This is a genomic window from Roseateles sp., from assembly GCF_036404855.1.
Lineage (GTDB): Bacteria > Pseudomonadota > Gammaproteobacteria > Burkholderiales > Burkholderiaceae_C > Pelomonas.
Window position 1 is genome coordinate 19,392 of sequence record NZ_DASWYS010000127.1, and the last position, 16,800, is coordinate 36,191.

General features: G+C 67.9%; 10 protein-coding genes. 8 read left to right on the forward strand and 2 right to left on the reverse strand.

All coding sequences use genetic code 11. From position 1 onward, the window contains the following. The first annotated feature begins 63 nt into the window (after nucleotides 1-63). The 8 genes from VGF12_RS08685 to VGF12_RS08720 all read left to right on the forward strand — a co-directional run bounded on the left by VGF12_RS08685 (nucleotide 64) and on the right by VGF12_RS08720 (nucleotide 13,334). Nucleotides 64-2,889 (forward strand): TonB-dependent receptor, encoded by a 2,826-nt coding sequence (locus VGF12_RS08685; protein WP_331175639.1) that lies wholly within the window; start codon nucleotides 64-66, stop codon nucleotides 2,887-2,889. A gap of 156 nt (nucleotides 2,890-3,045) precedes the next feature. Continuing rightward, a complete protein-coding gene (locus tag VGF12_RS08690; RefSeq protein WP_331175640.1) occupies nucleotides 3,046-4,140 on the forward strand; it encodes a hypothetical protein in 1,095 nt (364 codons plus the stop codon). Further along, nucleotides 4,137-6,812 carry an alpha-galactosidase gene (locus VGF12_RS08695; protein WP_331175641.1) on the forward strand — a complete coding sequence of 892 codons (2,676 nt, stop codon included), beginning with the start codon at nucleotides 4,137-4,139 and terminating at the stop codon, nucleotides 6,810-6,812. Before VGF12_RS08690 ends, VGF12_RS08695 begins: the two co-directional genes overlap by 4 nt. Continuing rightward, nucleotides 6,809-8,695 carry an NPCBM/NEW2 domain-containing protein gene (locus VGF12_RS08700; RefSeq protein WP_331175642.1) on the forward strand — a complete coding sequence of 629 codons (1,887 nt, stop codon included), beginning with the start codon at nucleotides 6,809-6,811 and terminating at the stop codon, nucleotides 8,693-8,695. Before VGF12_RS08695 ends, VGF12_RS08700 begins: the two co-directional genes overlap by 4 nt. A 46-nt stretch (nucleotides 8,696-8,741) precedes the next feature. Continuing rightward, nucleotides 8,742-10,382, forward strand: a complete 1,641-nt coding sequence (locus tag VGF12_RS08705) for an ExeA family protein (RefSeq protein WP_331175643.1) — start codon at nucleotides 8,742-8,744, stop codon at nucleotides 10,380-10,382. A 20-nt stretch (nucleotides 10,383-10,402) separates the two neighbouring features. After that, entirely contained in the window at nucleotides 10,403-11,101 is a 699-nt protein-coding gene (locus VGF12_RS08710) for a general secretion pathway protein GspB (RefSeq protein ID WP_331175644.1), read from the forward strand. Nucleotides 11,102-11,170: 69 nt separating this feature from the next. Next, nucleotides 11,171-11,887, forward strand: a complete 717-nt coding sequence (locus VGF12_RS08715) for a pirin family protein (protein WP_331175645.1) — start codon at nucleotides 11,171-11,173, stop codon at nucleotides 11,885-11,887. A gap of 97 nt (nucleotides 11,888-11,984) precedes the next feature. Next, nucleotides 11,985-13,334: a S41 family peptidase gene (locus tag VGF12_RS08720; protein ID WP_331175646.1), complete on the forward strand. Its 1,350-nt coding sequence runs from the start codon at nucleotides 11,985-11,987 to the stop codon at nucleotides 13,332-13,334. Between the two features lie 42 nt (nucleotides 13,335-13,376). On the opposite strand, the gene fusA is transcribed toward VGF12_RS08720, so the two are convergent. Together fusA and VGF12_RS08730 are read right to left on the reverse strand one after the other, a co-directional pair. Beyond that, nucleotides 13,377-15,389 carry an elongation factor G gene (fusA, locus tag VGF12_RS08725; RefSeq protein WP_331175647.1) on the reverse strand — a complete coding sequence of 671 codons (2,013 nt, stop codon included), beginning with the start codon at nucleotides 15,387-15,389 and terminating at the stop codon, nucleotides 13,377-13,379. A gap of 492 nt (nucleotides 15,390-15,881) precedes the next feature. Further along, on the reverse strand, nucleotides 15,882-16,800 hold a 919-nt coding region (locus VGF12_RS08730; protein WP_331175648.1), incomplete at its 5' end, for a tryptophan halogenase family protein.

Here is a 16,800-nt window from a genome sequence, read left to right on the forward strand (position 1 = left end):
ACCCATTCGCAGACTGCTTCGCGCTGCCCTGACGGCAGCCCCAGACACAAAAGGAACCGTTTGATGAGTCCTCGACTGCAACCCTGTTTTGCGCTGCACCCGCTGACGCTGGCCGGCCTGGTGGCCCTGGCAGCCCTAGGCAGTGCAGCGCCGGCCCTCGCCCAGCAGGCCACCGACAAGCCCGAGACCGACACGTTGGAGCGTGTGGAGGTGACGGGCACCCGCGCCAGCCTGCAGCGCTCGCTGGCTCTCAAGCGCAACGCCGCCGGCGTGCAGGACAGCATCAGCGCCACCGAGCTGGGCCGCTTCCCCGACAACAACGTGGCCGACTCGCTGAGCCACATCACTGGCGTGGCCATCTCGCGCACGGCAGGCGGCGAGGGCCAGAAGGTCAGCATCCGCGGCCTCGGCCCGGAGTACACGATCACGACCTTCAACAGCCGCCTGCTGGGTACCGACAGTGCGGGCCGATATTTCGCCTACGACGTGCTGCCGGCCGATGTGATCAGCGGCGCGGACGTCATCAAGTCCACGCAAGCGTCCCTGATGGAAGGCGCCATCGGTGGCCTGGTGAACCTGCGTTCCGCCAGCCCCTTCGACCAGAAGGGCCAGCGCGGACTGCTGCGCCTCGAGGCCGACCGCAACCAGATGAGCGGGCTGAACGGCAAGAAGCTGTCCGGCACCTACAGCAATACGTTCGGCGACACGTTGGGTGTGCTGCTGGGGGTGGTGGTCGCCAACCGCGACGTTCGCACCGACACTGCGGGCAATGACGGCGGCTGGAGTCGCAATCCCAAGCCTAGCGACCCGGAAGCCTTCTGGCAGTGGGGCAACACCTGGGGTGGGGCCATCGACCCCAACGGCAACGGTCAGCTGGACCTCGACGAGGAAGGCCTGATCGGCCCTGGCCAGTTCCGCTTCGGCTCCATCATGGAGAAGAAGAAGCGCACGGCGCTGTCGGGCAAGGTGGAGTGGCGGCCCAGCAGCGACCTGAAGGTCGTCGTAGACGGCTTCAAGACCCGCCTGAACTCGCCGCAGGTCGGCTATCAGCTCTCCTTCTATCCGCTGTATGCGCCGGGTCGCTGGTCCAACATGAAGATCACCAACGGCGTCGTCACCGACCTGACGTTGTCCAGCACCGATCCGGAGATGCGGCTCAACCCCGAGCTGCTGAACAAGACCGAGTACCGCGTCGTCGACACGGCGATGTACGGCGCCAACGCGGAATGGAAGCTCTCACCCACGTTGAAGGTGACCGGCGACCTCTACGAATCCACCTCCAAGCGCCATTCGGGCGGGCAGGACAGCTATGTCGTGCTGCGCATGAACCAGCCGAACGTGACTCGCATCCAGCTGACCGGTGCGGCGGTCCCCGACGTGAAGACCACCTTCGCCGATGGCCGCGACCTGCAGACCGGCCTGGCGCAAGGCCTCTTCAAGGCCAGCGACTTCAACACCCACTACTACAGCCGCGCCGGTGACAACATCGACGACAAGATCAACGGCGTCAACGTCGATGCCGTCTGGTCGGTGGATCGCTTCTACATCGACTCGCTGAAGTTCGGCCTGAGCCAGACCAACCGGAAGAAGTCGCGCGACCTGGTGAACAACGCGCTCAACGGTGGCGCCGATCACTACTCAGGTCAGAACGCGATCAATGTCGGCGCGCTGGGGGGGAACGTCATCAACCAGACGCTGAGCCCCAAGGGGTTCCTGGACGGCGTGAGCGGGAATTTCCCGCGCAACTTCCTGGGCTTCGACGTCGACACCTACGCGCAGGCCCTGAAGTCCTACGACGGCAAGCCGCGGCCCGGTGGCGGCGTCTACAGCACGGACCTCTCGGCGCCGGCGTGGAACCCGCTCGAGAGCTATCGGGTGACCGAGAAGACCACGACGGCCTTCGTGCAGGCCGATCTGGCTGGCGATGGCTGGAACGCGGATGCCGGCATCCGCTTCGTGAAGACCAAGACCACGTCGCAGGCCTGGGACGCCAAGATCACCAGCATCATCGAGAACGGCCCCTGGAACTACACCGCCGTCTACGCACCGCCGTCCGTGGTGCAGCAGGAGGCCAGCTACAACTTCGCGTTGCCCTCGGTCAACTTCACCTACCTGTTCACCAACGACCTGCAACTGCGCGTGGGCGCTGCCAAGACCATGGCACGGCCCTCGGTGGACAAGCTGGCACCGACGAACACCACCGCCAGCATCTCCTGGGGCGAGTTCAGCCAGATCTTCGGTGGCAACGCCGAACTCAAGCCCTACAGCGCCCGCCAGGCCGACGTGTCGCTGGAGTGGTACTACGCCAAGGACTCGGCGCTCAGCTTTGCCGTCTACCAAAAGAACATCAAGAACCAGATCACCACCCAGTACCTGACGGGCCAAGACATCGGTGTGCCTGGGCGGCTGTTCAACGTCAGCCGGCCCATCAACGGTGACAAGGCCACCGCGCGCGGCTTCGAGATCGGCCTGCAGCACCTCTGGAGCAATGGCTTCGGCGTGAGGGCGCAGTACACCCGCAACAAGTCGCGCAGCTGGGTGGACGGCCAAGAGCGTGCGCTGGAAGGCATCGCGCCTGCGACGTCGTCCCTAGGCGTTCTGTACGAGAAGGGGCCATGGAGCATGAGCGCCACGGCCGACCACACGGACGCCTTCGTCACTGCCACCAACGTGCTGGGCGCCGGCTTCAACGAGCGCGCCAAGGCCGTGACCTGGATGACGGCGCAGATCGCCTACGAAGTGAACAAGTGGCTGCGCATCAGCATCGAAGGCAACAACCTCACCGACGCGACGCAGGAGTACACGCTGGGCAACAACGACGTGAAGCTGCCCCAGGGCTACTACCGCTACGGCCGTGCGATCACGCTCGGTGCGAGCATCAAGTTCTGATGCCCCTGGTGCAGCATTGCCTGGCGAAACGCCGGCAAGCTTGGCGAGTCCTCGAGGGGACGTCGACGCTTGCGGTCTCGAGCCGCAAGCGCATCGCCTGCGCGGGCCGGCTTGTGACGGCGCAACGCTCGGCTCGAAATACCTGGACTGATTGATATGCGATCTCTTGTCTCCTCCGTTGCCGCCCTGCTTGCCGGGGCGGCCTTTTTTCCTGCGCAGGCCGCCGAGCCGAGCTACACGATGGCTGACTACGGCCGCGTCGCGAAGATCGACGTTCACCTGCATCTGCACAACCCCAGCCCGGCTTTCATGGCCGCGGCCCGGCATCAGAACTTCAAGGTACTGACGATCAACGTCGACTACCCGGACTTCCCGCCGCTGGAAGAGCAGCAGCGCGCGGCGATTCAGCTGAAGGCAAAGTTCCCGCGCGACGTGGCCTGGGTTGCCAGCTTCCCGGTGGACGGTTCCGACCAGCCGGCCTGGCTGGCCGCCACACGCCAGCGCGTGGACGGCGCGCTGAAAGCCGGCGCAGCGGGCGTGAAGGTGTGGAAGAACATCGGCATGAGTCTGCGCGGTAGCGACGACCACCTCGTCATGATCGACGACGCGCGCTTCGCGCCACTGTTCGACGACTTTGCCCGGCGCGGCATCCCGCTGCTCGGCCACCAGGGCGAGCCGCACAACTGCTGGCTGCCGTTGGAGCAGATGACGGTCAACAATGACCGCGAGTACTTCAAGGCCCACCCGCAGTACCACATGCACCTTCATCCCGAGATGCCCAGCTGGGAGGCCCAGATGGCCGCCCGTGACCGCATGGTGGCGGCCCACCCGAGCCTGCACTTCGTCGGCGTGCACCTGGCGTCTCTCGAGCGTGACGTTGATGAACTGGCCGCCTTCCTCGACAAGTTTCCCAACGCCGTGGTTGACGTGGCCGCGCGGATCGGCCAGCTGCAGTACCAGAGCCAGAAGGACCGCGAGCGCGTACGCCGCTTCTTCATCAAGTACCAGGACCGCGTGCTGTACGGCAGCGACATGGCGCAGGCACCCGACCAGGACGGCACCGCGCTGGCCCGAGAGGCTGAAGTCGTTTGGCGCATGCACTGGCGCTACTTCAATACCTCGGACAGTTTCAAGGTGTCGGACCTCGACGAGCCCGTGACGGGCCTGGCGCTGCCCCGCACGGTGGTGGACAAGCTTTACCGTCGCAATGCCGAGCGCGCCTTCCCTGGCGCCTGGAGTGGCAAGCGATGACGGCGCGTCGTGCCTTCTTGCAATGGCTGGGCGCCGCGCCGCTGGCCACGCAACTGCCCCTGGCGCAGGCACAGGGCCGCGGCCACGTGCGTGTGCAGGACGCCGCGCTGTCGCTGCAGTTCGACGAGCAGATGCGCTGCCGCGTCGTCAGTCTGCTCGGCAGGCAGCCCGTCGAGCTGACGAGCTTCGACGCCAGCGAGCACCTTGTTGTGCAGGGCAAGGCCGTCGCGCGCTTCGCGCTGCAGCGGGCCCAGCCGGCCACCGGCGTGGTCACGCCCTTCGGCGCCGGACAGGCGCTGCGGCTCACCGGCCGCTCGTCGGACGGGCTGGAGAAGCGCGTCACTGTCACGTTGCTGGACGAGTACCCCGGCGTCGCGCTGTTGGACGTCAGCTACGCCAATGCCGGCGCTGGGCCCGTGGCCATTGACGCCTGGGTCAACGCAGCCCATCGCCTGGCCGCCGCGCCGCGGCATGCTGGAGGCTGGTGGACTTACTCTGGTGCGAGCCACGCCGACCGACGCGACTGGGTTCAGCCCGTCAAGCGCGGCTTCGAGCAGCGCAACTTCATGGGTATGAATGCGTCGGACTATGGCGGCGGAACGCCGGTCGTCGATGTCTGGCGGCGCGATGTCGGCCTGGCCGTCGGGCATCTGGCCCTTCAACCGCAGCTCGTTGCATTGCCCGTGAAGGCCATCGGCGACCGGGTCGACATCGCCCTGCGTGGCGACGAACCGCAGACCCTGGCGCCAGGCGCTACGCTCATCACGCCGCCGACCTTCATTGCCGTGCACCGCGGCGACTTCTTCGTGCCGCTGGACCGCTACCGCCGCCTGATGGCAGCCCTGGGCCTGGCCGCACCCGAGCCGCCGCAAAGCGCCTATGAAGCACAGTGGTGCGCCTGGGGTTATGAGCGCGACTTCTCGCTGGATTACGTGCGCGCCACGCTGCCCAAGGTTCAGGAGCTGGGCTTCAAGTGGGCGGTCCTCGACGACGGCTGGCAGGTAAAAACCGGCGACTGGACACCCGACCGTGCCAAGTTCCCGCGCGGCGACGAGGACATGAAGGCGCTGGTCGCGGACATCCACGACCGCGGCATGAAGGCCCGATTGTGGATCGCACCTTTGGCCGTCGCGCCGGGCAGTGATGAGCTGCACGACCACACGGATTTGCTGCTTCTGGACCGCGACGGCGCCGTGCAGAACGTGACCTGGTGGAACAGCTTCTACCTATGCCCCGCCTACGAGAAGACGCAGGCGCGTCTGGCCGCCACCATCAAGATGATCATCGGCGACTGGGGTTTCGACGGCCTCAAGGTCGATGGCCAGCACCTGAATGGCGTCGCGCCGTGCTTCAACCCAAAGCACAAGCATGCACGGCCTGAGGCGTCGGTCGAAGCGGTCCCCGCGTTCTACAAGGTCATGCACGACACGGCCCACGCCGCCAACCCCGAAGCGGTGGTGGAGGTCTGCCCCTGCGGCACCAGCTATGCCTTCCACAACATGCCTTTTATGGACCAGGCGCCGTCGTCGGACCCCCTGTCCAGCTGGCAGGTGCGTCACAAGGGCAAGACCTTGAAGGCGTTGATGGGGCCGTGGTCCGCCTATGCGGGCGACCATGTGGAGCTGAGCACGGGCGGGCAGGACTTCGCGTCCAGCGTCGGCATCGGCGCCGTGGTGGCCACCAAGTTCACCTGGCCGGTGGACCCGAAGCCCAAGGATTCGTTCCTGTTGACGCCCGAGCGCGAGGCGCACTGGCGCCAGTGGGTCGACCTGTACAACAGGCAGCGGCTGGCCGAAGGCCGCTATCGCGGAGAGCTGTATGACCTCGGCTTCGACAAGCCGGAGACTCACGTCGTTGAACAGGGCGGGGCACTGCACTACGCCTTCTATGCCGATCGCTGGGACGCCCCGGTCACACTGCGTGGCTTGGGCGCAGGTCGCTGGACGCTGCGGGACTCGCTCACCGGCAAGGAGATCGGCTCGGTAACCGCTGACAAGCCCACGCTGCCCGTCCGCTTCGCGCACAGCCTGTTGATTGAGGCTCGCCCCGAGGCGCCGGACGCGCTGCCGGTCGCCTTCGCCGGCCGGGTGTCCGGCGTGGGCGCGGACGGCTTCCCGCGGATCTCGCAATGGGCCGACGCACCTGCCGCCTTCTTCCGCCATGACTGGCAGGGCCGCACGCTCGCCGGCCCGCAGTCCACTCGTGTGCAGCTGCTGCGCGGCGCTGGCCAGCTCTATCTGCGCTTCATCTGCAAGTTCGACACGCTCAGTACCTTCGAGCGCGCCGGTTCGTCCACCGATATCTGGCCGCTGTGGGAGCGCGACGTCGTCGAGGTCTTCCTGCAGGCGCCGGACCGCGCAGGGCTGAAGAGCTACCGCGAGGTCGAGGTGTCGCCCAACGGGCTGCTGCTGGAAATCGCCGTCGAGGCGTCAGGCAAGAAGCGCATCGTCGGCGAGAGCCGTGCCAAGGTGCAGATCGATGCACAGCACAAGGTCTGGACGGCCGAGCTGGCCGTGCCCATGCGCGGCGCTGAGGACGGCTGGCGCCTGAACCTGTTCCGTGTGGAGGGGCAGGGCAAGGATCGCGTGTATTCCGCCTGGAGTCCGACCCGGACCGCCTTCCCCGACTTTCATGTTCCGGCCGCCTTCGGCCGTCTGTTGCCTGTCACATGAAACTGCTCACGCTTGCCCTCGCCGCACTCACATTGACGTCAGCCCAGGCGCAGCAGTCGCTGAAGCCTACCGGGCGCTGGGAGCACCAGCCCGTCGGCACCTCGCCCACGCCGCCCATGGGCTGGTCCAGCTGGAACGCGTTCCGCGTCGACATCACGGAGCAGAAGGTGCTGGACTCGGCAGGGGTCATCGTCAGCTCGGGGCTCGCGCAGGCCGGCTACCGCAGCATCAACATCGACGATGGCTGGTGGCTCAAGCGCCGCACCGACGACGGCCGACTGCAGGTTCGCACCGGCCTGTTCCCCAGCGCCGCCACGGGCAGGAACTCATCGCTGCGGCCGTTCACCGACCGCATCCATGCGATGGGCCTGAAGGCTGGCCTGTACACCGACATCGGTCGCAATGCCTGCTCGCAGGCCTACGATGCCGACAGCCCCAACTTGCCTGAGGGCACGCATGCCGAGCGCGAGGTGGGGTTGATGGGCTTCGTCGAGCAGGACATCGCGCTGTTCTTCGGAGAGTGGAACTTCGACTACCTGAAGGTGGACGGCTGCGGCCTGTCCTCCTACGGTCGCGACCGGCCGCATGTGGCGTCGGGTCAGTACCGCGAATACAAGCCCACCATCCTGGAAGGCAATATCAACCAGTCCGACGTCGAAGGCACCAAGAAGCTCTACGCAGGGCTGAAGCAGGCGCTGCACAAGGTGCGACCCGCCAACGACTATGTGCTGTCGGTGTGCCTCTGGGGCACCGTCAACGTTCGGGCATGGGGGCAGGACTACGGGACGATGTGGCGCACCAGCCGCGACATCGCCAAGGGCTTCTCGCAGATGGTGCACAACTTCGACACCGTGGCCACGCGCGAGTTCTATGCCGGCCCCGGCCGCTGGAACGATCCAGACATGCTGGAAATCGGCAACGGTGACTTCGACGGCAATCACCTGACGGAAGCGCGCACCCACATGGGCCTGTGGGCCATCGTGGCCGCGCCGCTGATGATCGGCACTGACCTGTCCAAGGTGTCGCCCGCCATCATCGACATCCTGAAGGCCCCCGAAGTCGTTGCCATCAACCAGGATCCAGCCGGCCACCAGGGCGTCCTCGCCTATGCCGACAGCGACCGGCAGATCTTGGTGAAGACGCTGGCCGACGGGCGCAAGGCGGTGCTGCTGTTCAACCGCACCGGCGCCCCCGCCCGGTTCACGCTGACCGCCGAGCACCTCAAGATGGACGCGACCGTGCCCATCGTGCTGCGTGACGCCTGGGCCCGAGCAGACGCCGGCCGCTTCACGGGCAGTAGGGAGTTCGAGCTGCAGCCGCGTGAGGCGCTGCTGTTCACCGCCAGCGGCAAGCACATGCTGCCGCGCGGCTATTTCGTGTCTGAGCGGCCGGGCAGCGTCTACGTCGCGCGTGACGGCATCCGCGCGCTCGAGCAGGATCCGGTCGTCTACCGCGCGCTGGCGTCGTGGTCCACCACTGACAATGGCGGCACGCGCCCGGCCTATGCCGGTTGGGGCGGGCCGCGCGCCGATTCGACACCCTACGACCAGGCGCTGAGCGTGAAGGGCCAGTCCTTCCGTCATGGCATCGGCAGCCTGGCCGACTCACGCCTGCAAGTGCAGGTACCCGCAGGCTCACAGCGCTTCACGGCGCGCGTTGGCGTGGACGACTCGACGCGCGGCAAGAGCGCCGAAGTCAGTTTCGAGGTCTGGGGCGATGGCCGCCGCCTCGCGGCGACGGGGCCGATCAGGTTCGACGAGCCGGTGCGTGAACTCGTTGCAGACCTGCGTGGGGTGGCGCTGGTGGAGCTGGTCGCGCGTCAGCATGGTGCCGACGCCGCGGGCCCCATAGTCGTGACCTGGGGCGAGGCCCGCATCGAATAGCCACCGGGTCGCGCGACGGGCCGGCACCCTGGTTATCCTGCCGGCCATGTACGCGCCCTTCTTCGGCTTGAAACAACCGCCGTTCTCGATCGCGCCGGACCCGCACTACCTGTTCATGAGCGAGCGCCATCGCGAGGCGCTGGCCCACTTGCTTTACGGGCTGGACGGTGGCGGCGGCTTCGTGCTGCTCACCGGCGAGATCGGGGCTGGCAAGACCACCGTCTGCCGTTGCTTTCTGGAGCAAATCCCGGCGAACTGCAACGTCGCCTACATCTTCAATCCCAAGCTCACCGTACCCGAGCTGCTGCAGGCCATCTGCGACGAGTTTCATGCTCCGGTTTCCTCGGGTGCGCAGACGGTGAAGGACTACGTCGACCCGCTCAACGCCTTCCTGTTGGCGCAGCACGCGGCCGGGCGCAACAACGTGCTCATCATCGACGAGGCGCAGAACCTCTCGGCCGACGTGCTGGAGCAACTGCGGCTGCTGACCAATCTGGAGACCCGTGAGCGCAAGCTGCTGCAGGTGGTGCTGATCGGCCAGCCGGAGCTGCGCGGCATGCTGGCGCGGCCGGAGCTGGAGCAACTGGCGCAGCGCGTCATCGCCCGCTTCCACCTGGGCGCGCTGTCCGAGGCCGAGACGGCGCAGTACATCCGCCACCGCCTGAATGTGGCCGGCCTCACAGGCGCGCTGCCATTCGACACCGCATCGTTACGCCTCATCCACCAGCTCACCCGCGGCGTGCCGCGTCGCATCAACCTGCTATGCGACCGCTCGTTGCTGGGCGGTTATGCCAGCGGCCAGGCGCAGGTCACGCGAGCCATCGTGCGGCAGGCCGCGGCCGAGGTGTTCGATGCGCAGCACGACGTGCCGGCGCCCAGGCGCGCGTCCACGCCCGTCGTCCTGACCTTGGCGGTGCTGGCTGCTGCCGTGGCTGGCGCAGGGCTGACCTGGGGGCTGCAGCGGCAGTCTCAAGCCGGTGCCCCAGCGGTGTCCATGGCGGCTCATGCCGCGTCGTCGCCCGCCAGCGCGGCCTCGGCGGCCGCCCCTGCCGCGAGTGCCGCCAGCAGCGCCGAGCCGGCGCCCGAGCCGCTGAGCCTGGCCGAATGGACGCCGCGTGACAGCGACGCGTGGGCGGGGCTGGCCCAGCGCTGGGGGCTGCCCCTGCCGGCGCTGGCCGACCCCTGCGCCGCGGCCGCCCAGCGCGGCCTGCAGTGCTACCGAAGCAGCAACGGCAGCCTGTCGCTGATCCGCCTGATCGACCGCCCCGTGCTGCTGACGCTGCAACGCTCCGGCCGGCCGGCCGCCCTGGCTGCGCTGGTGGGGCTGGATGCGCTGGACGGACAGTGGGCCACGCTGCTGGTGGACGGCACACCGCGCCGCGTCGCGGTGTCCGAACTGGCCGGCGCATGGCGCGGCGAGTTCACCACCTTCTGGCGCGTGCCGCCGGGCTACGCCAACAGGGCCGACAACGGCGCGCCATTGCGCGACTGGCTGGCCGCCCAACTGGCCGGCCTGGCCGGGCCGTCTGCCTCCGCACCACTGGGCGGGGTCGAGCTGTCCGCCCAGGTTCAGGCCTTCCAGGCCACTCAGGGACTGCAGCCGGACGGCCGCGTCGGCCCCATCACGCTGATGCAGATCAATCGGGCCACCGGCGTGGCCGAACCGCGCCTGGACGCGGCGCGCTGAGAATCGACCGACCGAACGCCATGTCCTACATCCTCGATGCCCTGCGCCGGGCCGAAGCCGATCGCGAACGCGAGCGCGGCCAGGTGCCGGGTCTGCACACTCAACTGTCGTCTGGCCGCCAGCCCGCGCCGGCCGTCAGCCCGCGCCGCTGGCTGCCCTTGGCAGGCGGCGGCTTGCTCCTGTTGGTCGGCATAGTCGCCGGCAGTTGGTTGACCGGCGGCCCCCAAGAAGCCGCTACGCAGTCGCCGCAGCCCGTGCCGTCGCCCGTGCCGCCCGCCGCCACGGCGCCCGTGACCGCACCAGCCGTGCCGACGGCTCTGCCGGTCGCCAGCGCGCCGGTGCGGTCCCCAGCAGCCTCGGTCTCCCCCTACCTGCCGCCCGCTCCGCCGCCGGGTGCGGTGGCCATCGCACCGGCGCCCGCTCCCGTGCTTGCCGTCCAGCCGGCAGCGAGTCCCGCGACTCCTCCAGCCCCGGTGCCGTCGGCCGAAGCCCGCATCCCGCGGCTGGCCGAGCTGCCCGACAGCACGCAGCGCGAATTGCCCAAGCTGGTGATCAGCGGTTCGGTCTATTCGGATGACCCGGCAAGTCGCTTCGTGATGATCAACGGCGAGGTGCAGCGTGAAGGCGCGAAGCTGGGTGCCGACCTGGTGCTGGAACAGATCCGGCCGCGCGAACTCGTGCTGCGCTTCAAGGGGCAGCGTTACCGGCAGCCAGTCTAGGGCGGCGCAAGGCCGCGCCGGACGCGCCAGCTATAAAGCCCGCATGAGAATCCACATGGGCCGCAGACGATGAGTGACGTGTTTCATGACCGGCAGGCCCGTGGCTGGGCCAGGACGGGATGGCTGCAGGCGCACTACACGTTCTCCTTCGGCTCGTTCAACGATCCGACGCGGATGGGTTTTCGTGCCCTGCGTGTGATCAACGAGGACATCGTTGCCGGCGGCTCGGGCTTCGCCGAGCATGCTCACGATCACTTTGAGATCCTGACGTTCATGCTGTCCGGAGAGCTGGAGCATCGAGATTCGGCGGGCCACCAGGGGCGCCTGCGTGCAGGCGATGTCCAGCTCATCAGCGCCGGCACCGGCGTCAGGCATTCGGAGCGCAACCCGGCGGCCGATGCAACGACGCACCTGTTCCAGATCTGGCTGCACGGCGACGCCGATGCCCTCCCGCCGCGGTACCAGCTTCTGGAGGGCGCACTGCTCGCCACGGATGGCCCGCGCCTGGTCGCCAGCGCGACGGAGCAGCCGGGTGTGCTTCACCTTCGTGCACCGGTGAACATCTGGGCCGTGACCGGGCAACCGGGCGAGCGCTGCAGCCACGACATCGCGGGTAACCGCTACGGCTGGCTCCAGGTGCTTGAAGGCGTTGTGCTGGTCGAGGTGAACGGCGAGCCGCAGCCGCTGGAGTTGCGTGGCGGCGACGGCCTGCAGTTGTCGACGGTCAGGCAGATCGCCGTGGTGGCCCGCACCGAAGCGCGATGGATCTGGTTTGACCTGGCTTAGTGGGGCTGCAGACCGAACGTCGTTTTCATGGGGTGACGACAGCGTTGCAGGCGAGGGTACGCAGACAAGGGAGACAGCAAAGATGAGAAGGGGTTTCATGGCGGTCGCGCTCGCGTCGAGCGCGTTGATCGGGTTGGCCGGGATCGGCCTGTCGGCGTTCGCGGATCAGGCCCCAGGCGGGGCGCCATCGAAGCCCAGCCTCGATGCCACCGCCAGACGCGGCGTTGTGGACGCCGCTGCCAGGCTCCTGACGGAGGGGTATGTGTTTCCGGATGTGGGGCGGCGCGCTGCGACGCTCCTTTCCCGCAAGCTGGCGGCCGGCGAGTACGACGCGATCACCGACCCCGACGCCTTCGCCCAGCGACTGACCGAGGATCTGGCCGCCGTCACACAAGACAAGCACCTGTGGGTGCGTGGCAATGAGCGGCGCCGGGAGCCGCAGAGGCGGGGAGAGGCCCCGCTGCGCAGCGAGGCGGGTTTCACCCGAGTGGACGTACTCCAGCAGAACATCGGCTACCTGGACCTCGACGGGTTCGTGCCCAAAGACCTGTTCAAGCCGACGGCGGACAAAGCCATGCGGTTGCTCGCTGGCACTGACGCCCTCATCATCGATCTGAGGGGCAACGGCGGGGGCGCCCCGGGCGCGGTTGCCTATTTCGTGAGCTTCTTCGTCGATCCGAAAACGCCGGTCCACGTCAACGATCTCTTGTGGCGCAAGCCGGGCACTGACGAGTACCGGCGGGACGCGTTCTGGACCGAGGCGGTTCCATCCAGCTACCTGGCCAAGCCCGTGGTGCTCCTCATCGGCCCGAGAACCTTTTCGGGTGGCGAGGAGTTCGCGTATGACATGCGCAACCTGAAGCTGGCGACGCTGGTGGGGGAAGTGACGGGCGGCGGCGCCAATCCGGGTGGTGTGAGGCCGCTCCATGGTGGGTTGTCCATGTTCCTGCCGACGGGGAAGGCGGTGAATCCGATCACGCTCACGAGCTGGGAGGGCCGTGGCGTCGAGCCCGACGTTCCCGCGGCCTCGGCTGAGGCCTTCGCACGCGCCTATGCGATGGCGCTCGGTGCTGCTGGAAAGAAGCCGCTTTCCGCTAACGCGCCGTCCGGCCCGGATGCGCTGATCGAGCAGCGCCTGCTTGTCCCGCGCTCGACGGCCCAGGCCGGCAGCGAGGCCGCGCTCCGACGCAGTATTGCCGAGCTGCAGGCGGGCGCGCCGAGGTACGACTTGCTCAGCCCCGCCCTGGCGGACTTGACGCGTGAGCAGTTGCCACAGATCCACGCCGACATCGCTGCCCTCGGGCCGTTGCAGGGCGTGACCTTCGTCGAGGTTGGGCGAATGGGAGAAACCGTCTACGACGTGAAGTTCGCCAACGGCGAATGGCGCTGGCGCATCCTGCTGGACGAAGGCGGCAAGACCATCTTGGCCGCGATGCGTCCGAAGTAGGCGGGGCGGTCAGCCCTGAGGGCCGGCCACCCCACCCGCCGTTCAGGCCGCCAACGCAGCGCGCGCGGGCGCCTCGCCATAGTGGCCCAGCTGCATCGTGAACTGGGCCCGTCCCGAGCTGATCGCGCGCAGGTGGCCGATGTAGCCGAACATCTGTGCCAGCGGCACATGGGCCGTCACAACGATGGCGTTGCCGTGTGCGTCCTGGCCCTGCACTTGGCCACGCCGGCGCAGCAAGTCGCCTATGACGTCGCCCAGATAGTTCTGCGGCGTGATGACCTCGACGGCCATCACGGGCTCCAGCACCAGAGGCGCCGCTGCCATGACGCCCTCGCGCAGCGCTGCGGCGGCAGCCAGCTCGAAGGCCAGGGCCGATGAGTCGCGCACATGGGCGCTGCCGTCCACCAGCGTCGCCTCGAAGTCCACCAGGGGATAGCCGGCGAATGGACCTGCCAAGGCTGCGCGGCGTATGCCCGCCTCAACCGCCGGGATGAACTCGCGTGGGATCGCGCCGCCTACCACCTGGCTTGCAAAGCGGATGCCGGACCCGCGCGGCAACGGTGCCACGCGCAGCGTCAGCTCGGCGAACTGGCCGGGGCCGCCGCTTTGTTTGCGATGCAGGTGGCGAACCTCGGCCGTCGTCGCAATGCTTTCGCGGTAGGCAACCTGCGGGCGGCCCACGGCCACGGCGACGCCGAAGCGCGCGCGCAGCGTCTCCACCGCGACTTCGAGCTGCAGCTCGCCCATACCGGACAGCAGTGTCTGGCCGGAGTCGGCGTCCTGGCGCAGGCGCAGCGACGGGTCCTCGCGCACGAGCACGGCCAGGCCCTTTGCGAGGGCGGCGGCGTCGACCTGCTGGCGCGGCTCGATGGCGAGGTCGATGACGGCCTCGGGCACGACGATGCTCTCCAGCACGGGCGCGTCTTTCCGATCGGCCAGTGTGTGGCCGGTCAGCACATCCTTCAGGCCGACGATGCCGGCAATGTCGCCTGCGACGAGCTCGTCCCGCTCGACGCGGCGGTCCGCGTGGATCTCGTACAGGCGCGCGATGCGCTCAGCCTTGCCGGTGCTGGCGTTGAAGACGGTGTCACCACGCTTGAGCCGACCGCTGTAGACACGCACGAACACCATCGAGCCGTGGTCGTCAGCGTTCAACTTGAAGGCGAGGGCGGAAAGCGGGCCGTCAACGGGCGCGGCGCCGGGGGCTTCACCGGGCGCAGGCAGGTAGGCGACGACGGCATCCAGCAGCGGTTCAACGCCGCGATTGCGGAAGGCCGAGCCCGCCAGCACGGGCACGAAGGCGCCCGCGATGGTGCCCCGGCGCAGTGCCGCGCGCAGCTCGTCCAGCGGCAGGGCTGCGCCACTCAGCCAGGCGTTCAGCAGCGAGTCGTCCTGTTCAGCGGCGGCTTCATGGATGCGCGCAAGCGCCGCCTTGGTCGCATCCAGCAGGTCGGGCGGTACGGCTTCGACGCGCGGCGGCACGGAGGCGTCGTCGCGGTCCCACACCAGGGCCTGCAGGGTCAGCAGGTCGACGACACCTCGGAACTGGCCTTCGGCGCCGATGGGAAGTTGCAGCGGCAGCACGCGCGCGCCCAGCCGCTCCTGCATGGACGCCACGACGCGCGCGAAGTCCGCGCCGACGCGGTCGAGCTTGTTGACGAAGGCGATGCGAGGCACGCGGTACTCGTCCGCGAGGCGCCAGTTGGTCTCGGTCTGGGGCTCCACGCCGGCCACGCCGTCGAAGACGACGATGGCGCCGTCGAGCACGCGCAGGGAGCGGCGCACCTCGAGGTTGAAGTCGATGTGTCCGGGCGTGTCGATCAGGTTGATCTGGGTGCCCTGCCAGTGCACGGTCGTAGCAGCGCTGTGGATGGTGATGCCGCGCTGGCGCTCCTGAGGGTCGAAGTCCATCGTCGTGTTGCCGTCGTTGACGTCGCCGATGCGATGGTTCTCGCCCGTGTAGAACAGGATGCGTTCCGTGGTCGTGGTCTTGCCGGCGTCGACGTGGGCAATGACGCCGATGTTGCGCAGCTTGCGGGAGTTGTTCGAGTTCATGGCGGTTCCTGGTGCGGTGGCTGTGGCCGGCCCCAGGCAGGTCGCCATGGGGCTAGCGTGGAAGCAGGACGCCGAAGCGCGCACGCGACAGGCAGGGCCGAGCCGCGCTCCGGCGCTCGGGAATCGTGGCGATCAGCTTGTCGAAGGTGCGCGTGCGCATGGTGGACTCAGGTCGAAAAAACAAAACCCCGGGAGGGACAGGCCTGCCGGGGTTGGTTGGGACCGGAAGGATTGGCACCTTCCGAACACGGTCGAAGGGCGCTCAGGTGCCGAGGCGGGCTTGGATCGTGTGGTCGAGCTTCATGATGGGAAGGATTGTCGATCGGCTGGAAAAGTCGGGGCGAGCGTGGGGCTTTCAAGTCGCGGACCGAATCTCGCATCCGAGGCTGGAACCAAAAAAATGGCCGCTTTCGCGGCCTCGCCAAGTGGCGAACAAGGACGGCGCAACAACGAGGAAGCGCCGCCGAACCAGACATTGCCCCAGGGGCCGGGTCAGGCCGGTTGGGGTGTCGCGATGGTGCTGGAGGGGCGCGCGGCGCAGTGCCGTTCGATGAATTCCGCGTGCGCAGGCATGACCTGCACGCACTTGCCCACCACCTGGCGCACGTTCTCCAGATAGGCGAGCACCTCGGCCTCCTCGGGCTGGTCGGCGAAGGGATGGTGGCCGTGCGGCATCAGGCCCTGACCGATCATGACCTGCAACCAGCTCGCTTCGGCGAACAGCTCGTCGCTGCGACGGTAGACCCGACCATTGGAGGCGAACAGCGCCATCTTGCGAGCCAACCGCTCCGGAACCTCCATCTGGCGACAGTGATTCCAGAACGGCGAGTCGTCGCGGCGCGTGAGCTTGTAGTGCAGCACGAGGAAGTCGCGCACGTTGTCGAACTCCTCGCGCGTCAGGGCGTTGTACTCGTCGATATCGGCAGCGTCGAAGCCGGCGTTCGGGAAGAACTCCAGAATGCGTGCGACGGCCATGTGGATCAGGTGGATGCTGGTGGATTCCAGCGGCTCGAGGAAGCCGCTGGAAAGTCCGACGGCGACGCAGTTGCCGATCCAGAAGCGCCCGACGCGACCGGTGCGGAAGCTCAGGTGGCGCGGCGCTGCAGTGGGCTTGCCATCGAGCCCGGCCATCAGGATGACCTCGGCCTCTTGGGCGTCCATGAAACGGCTGCTGTAGACATGCCCGTTGCCAGTGCGATGTTGCAGCGGGATGCGCCACTGCCAGCCAGCCGTGTGTGCGGTGGAGCGCGTCATCGGCAGCAACGGGTCCACCCGTTCGCACGGCACGGCGATGGCGCGGTCGCAGGGGAGCCAGTGCGACCAGTCCTCATAGCCCGCCTGCAGCGTCTGCCCTATGAGCAACGCACGCATGCCCGTGCAGTCGATGAAGAAATCGCCCGGGATGCGCTCG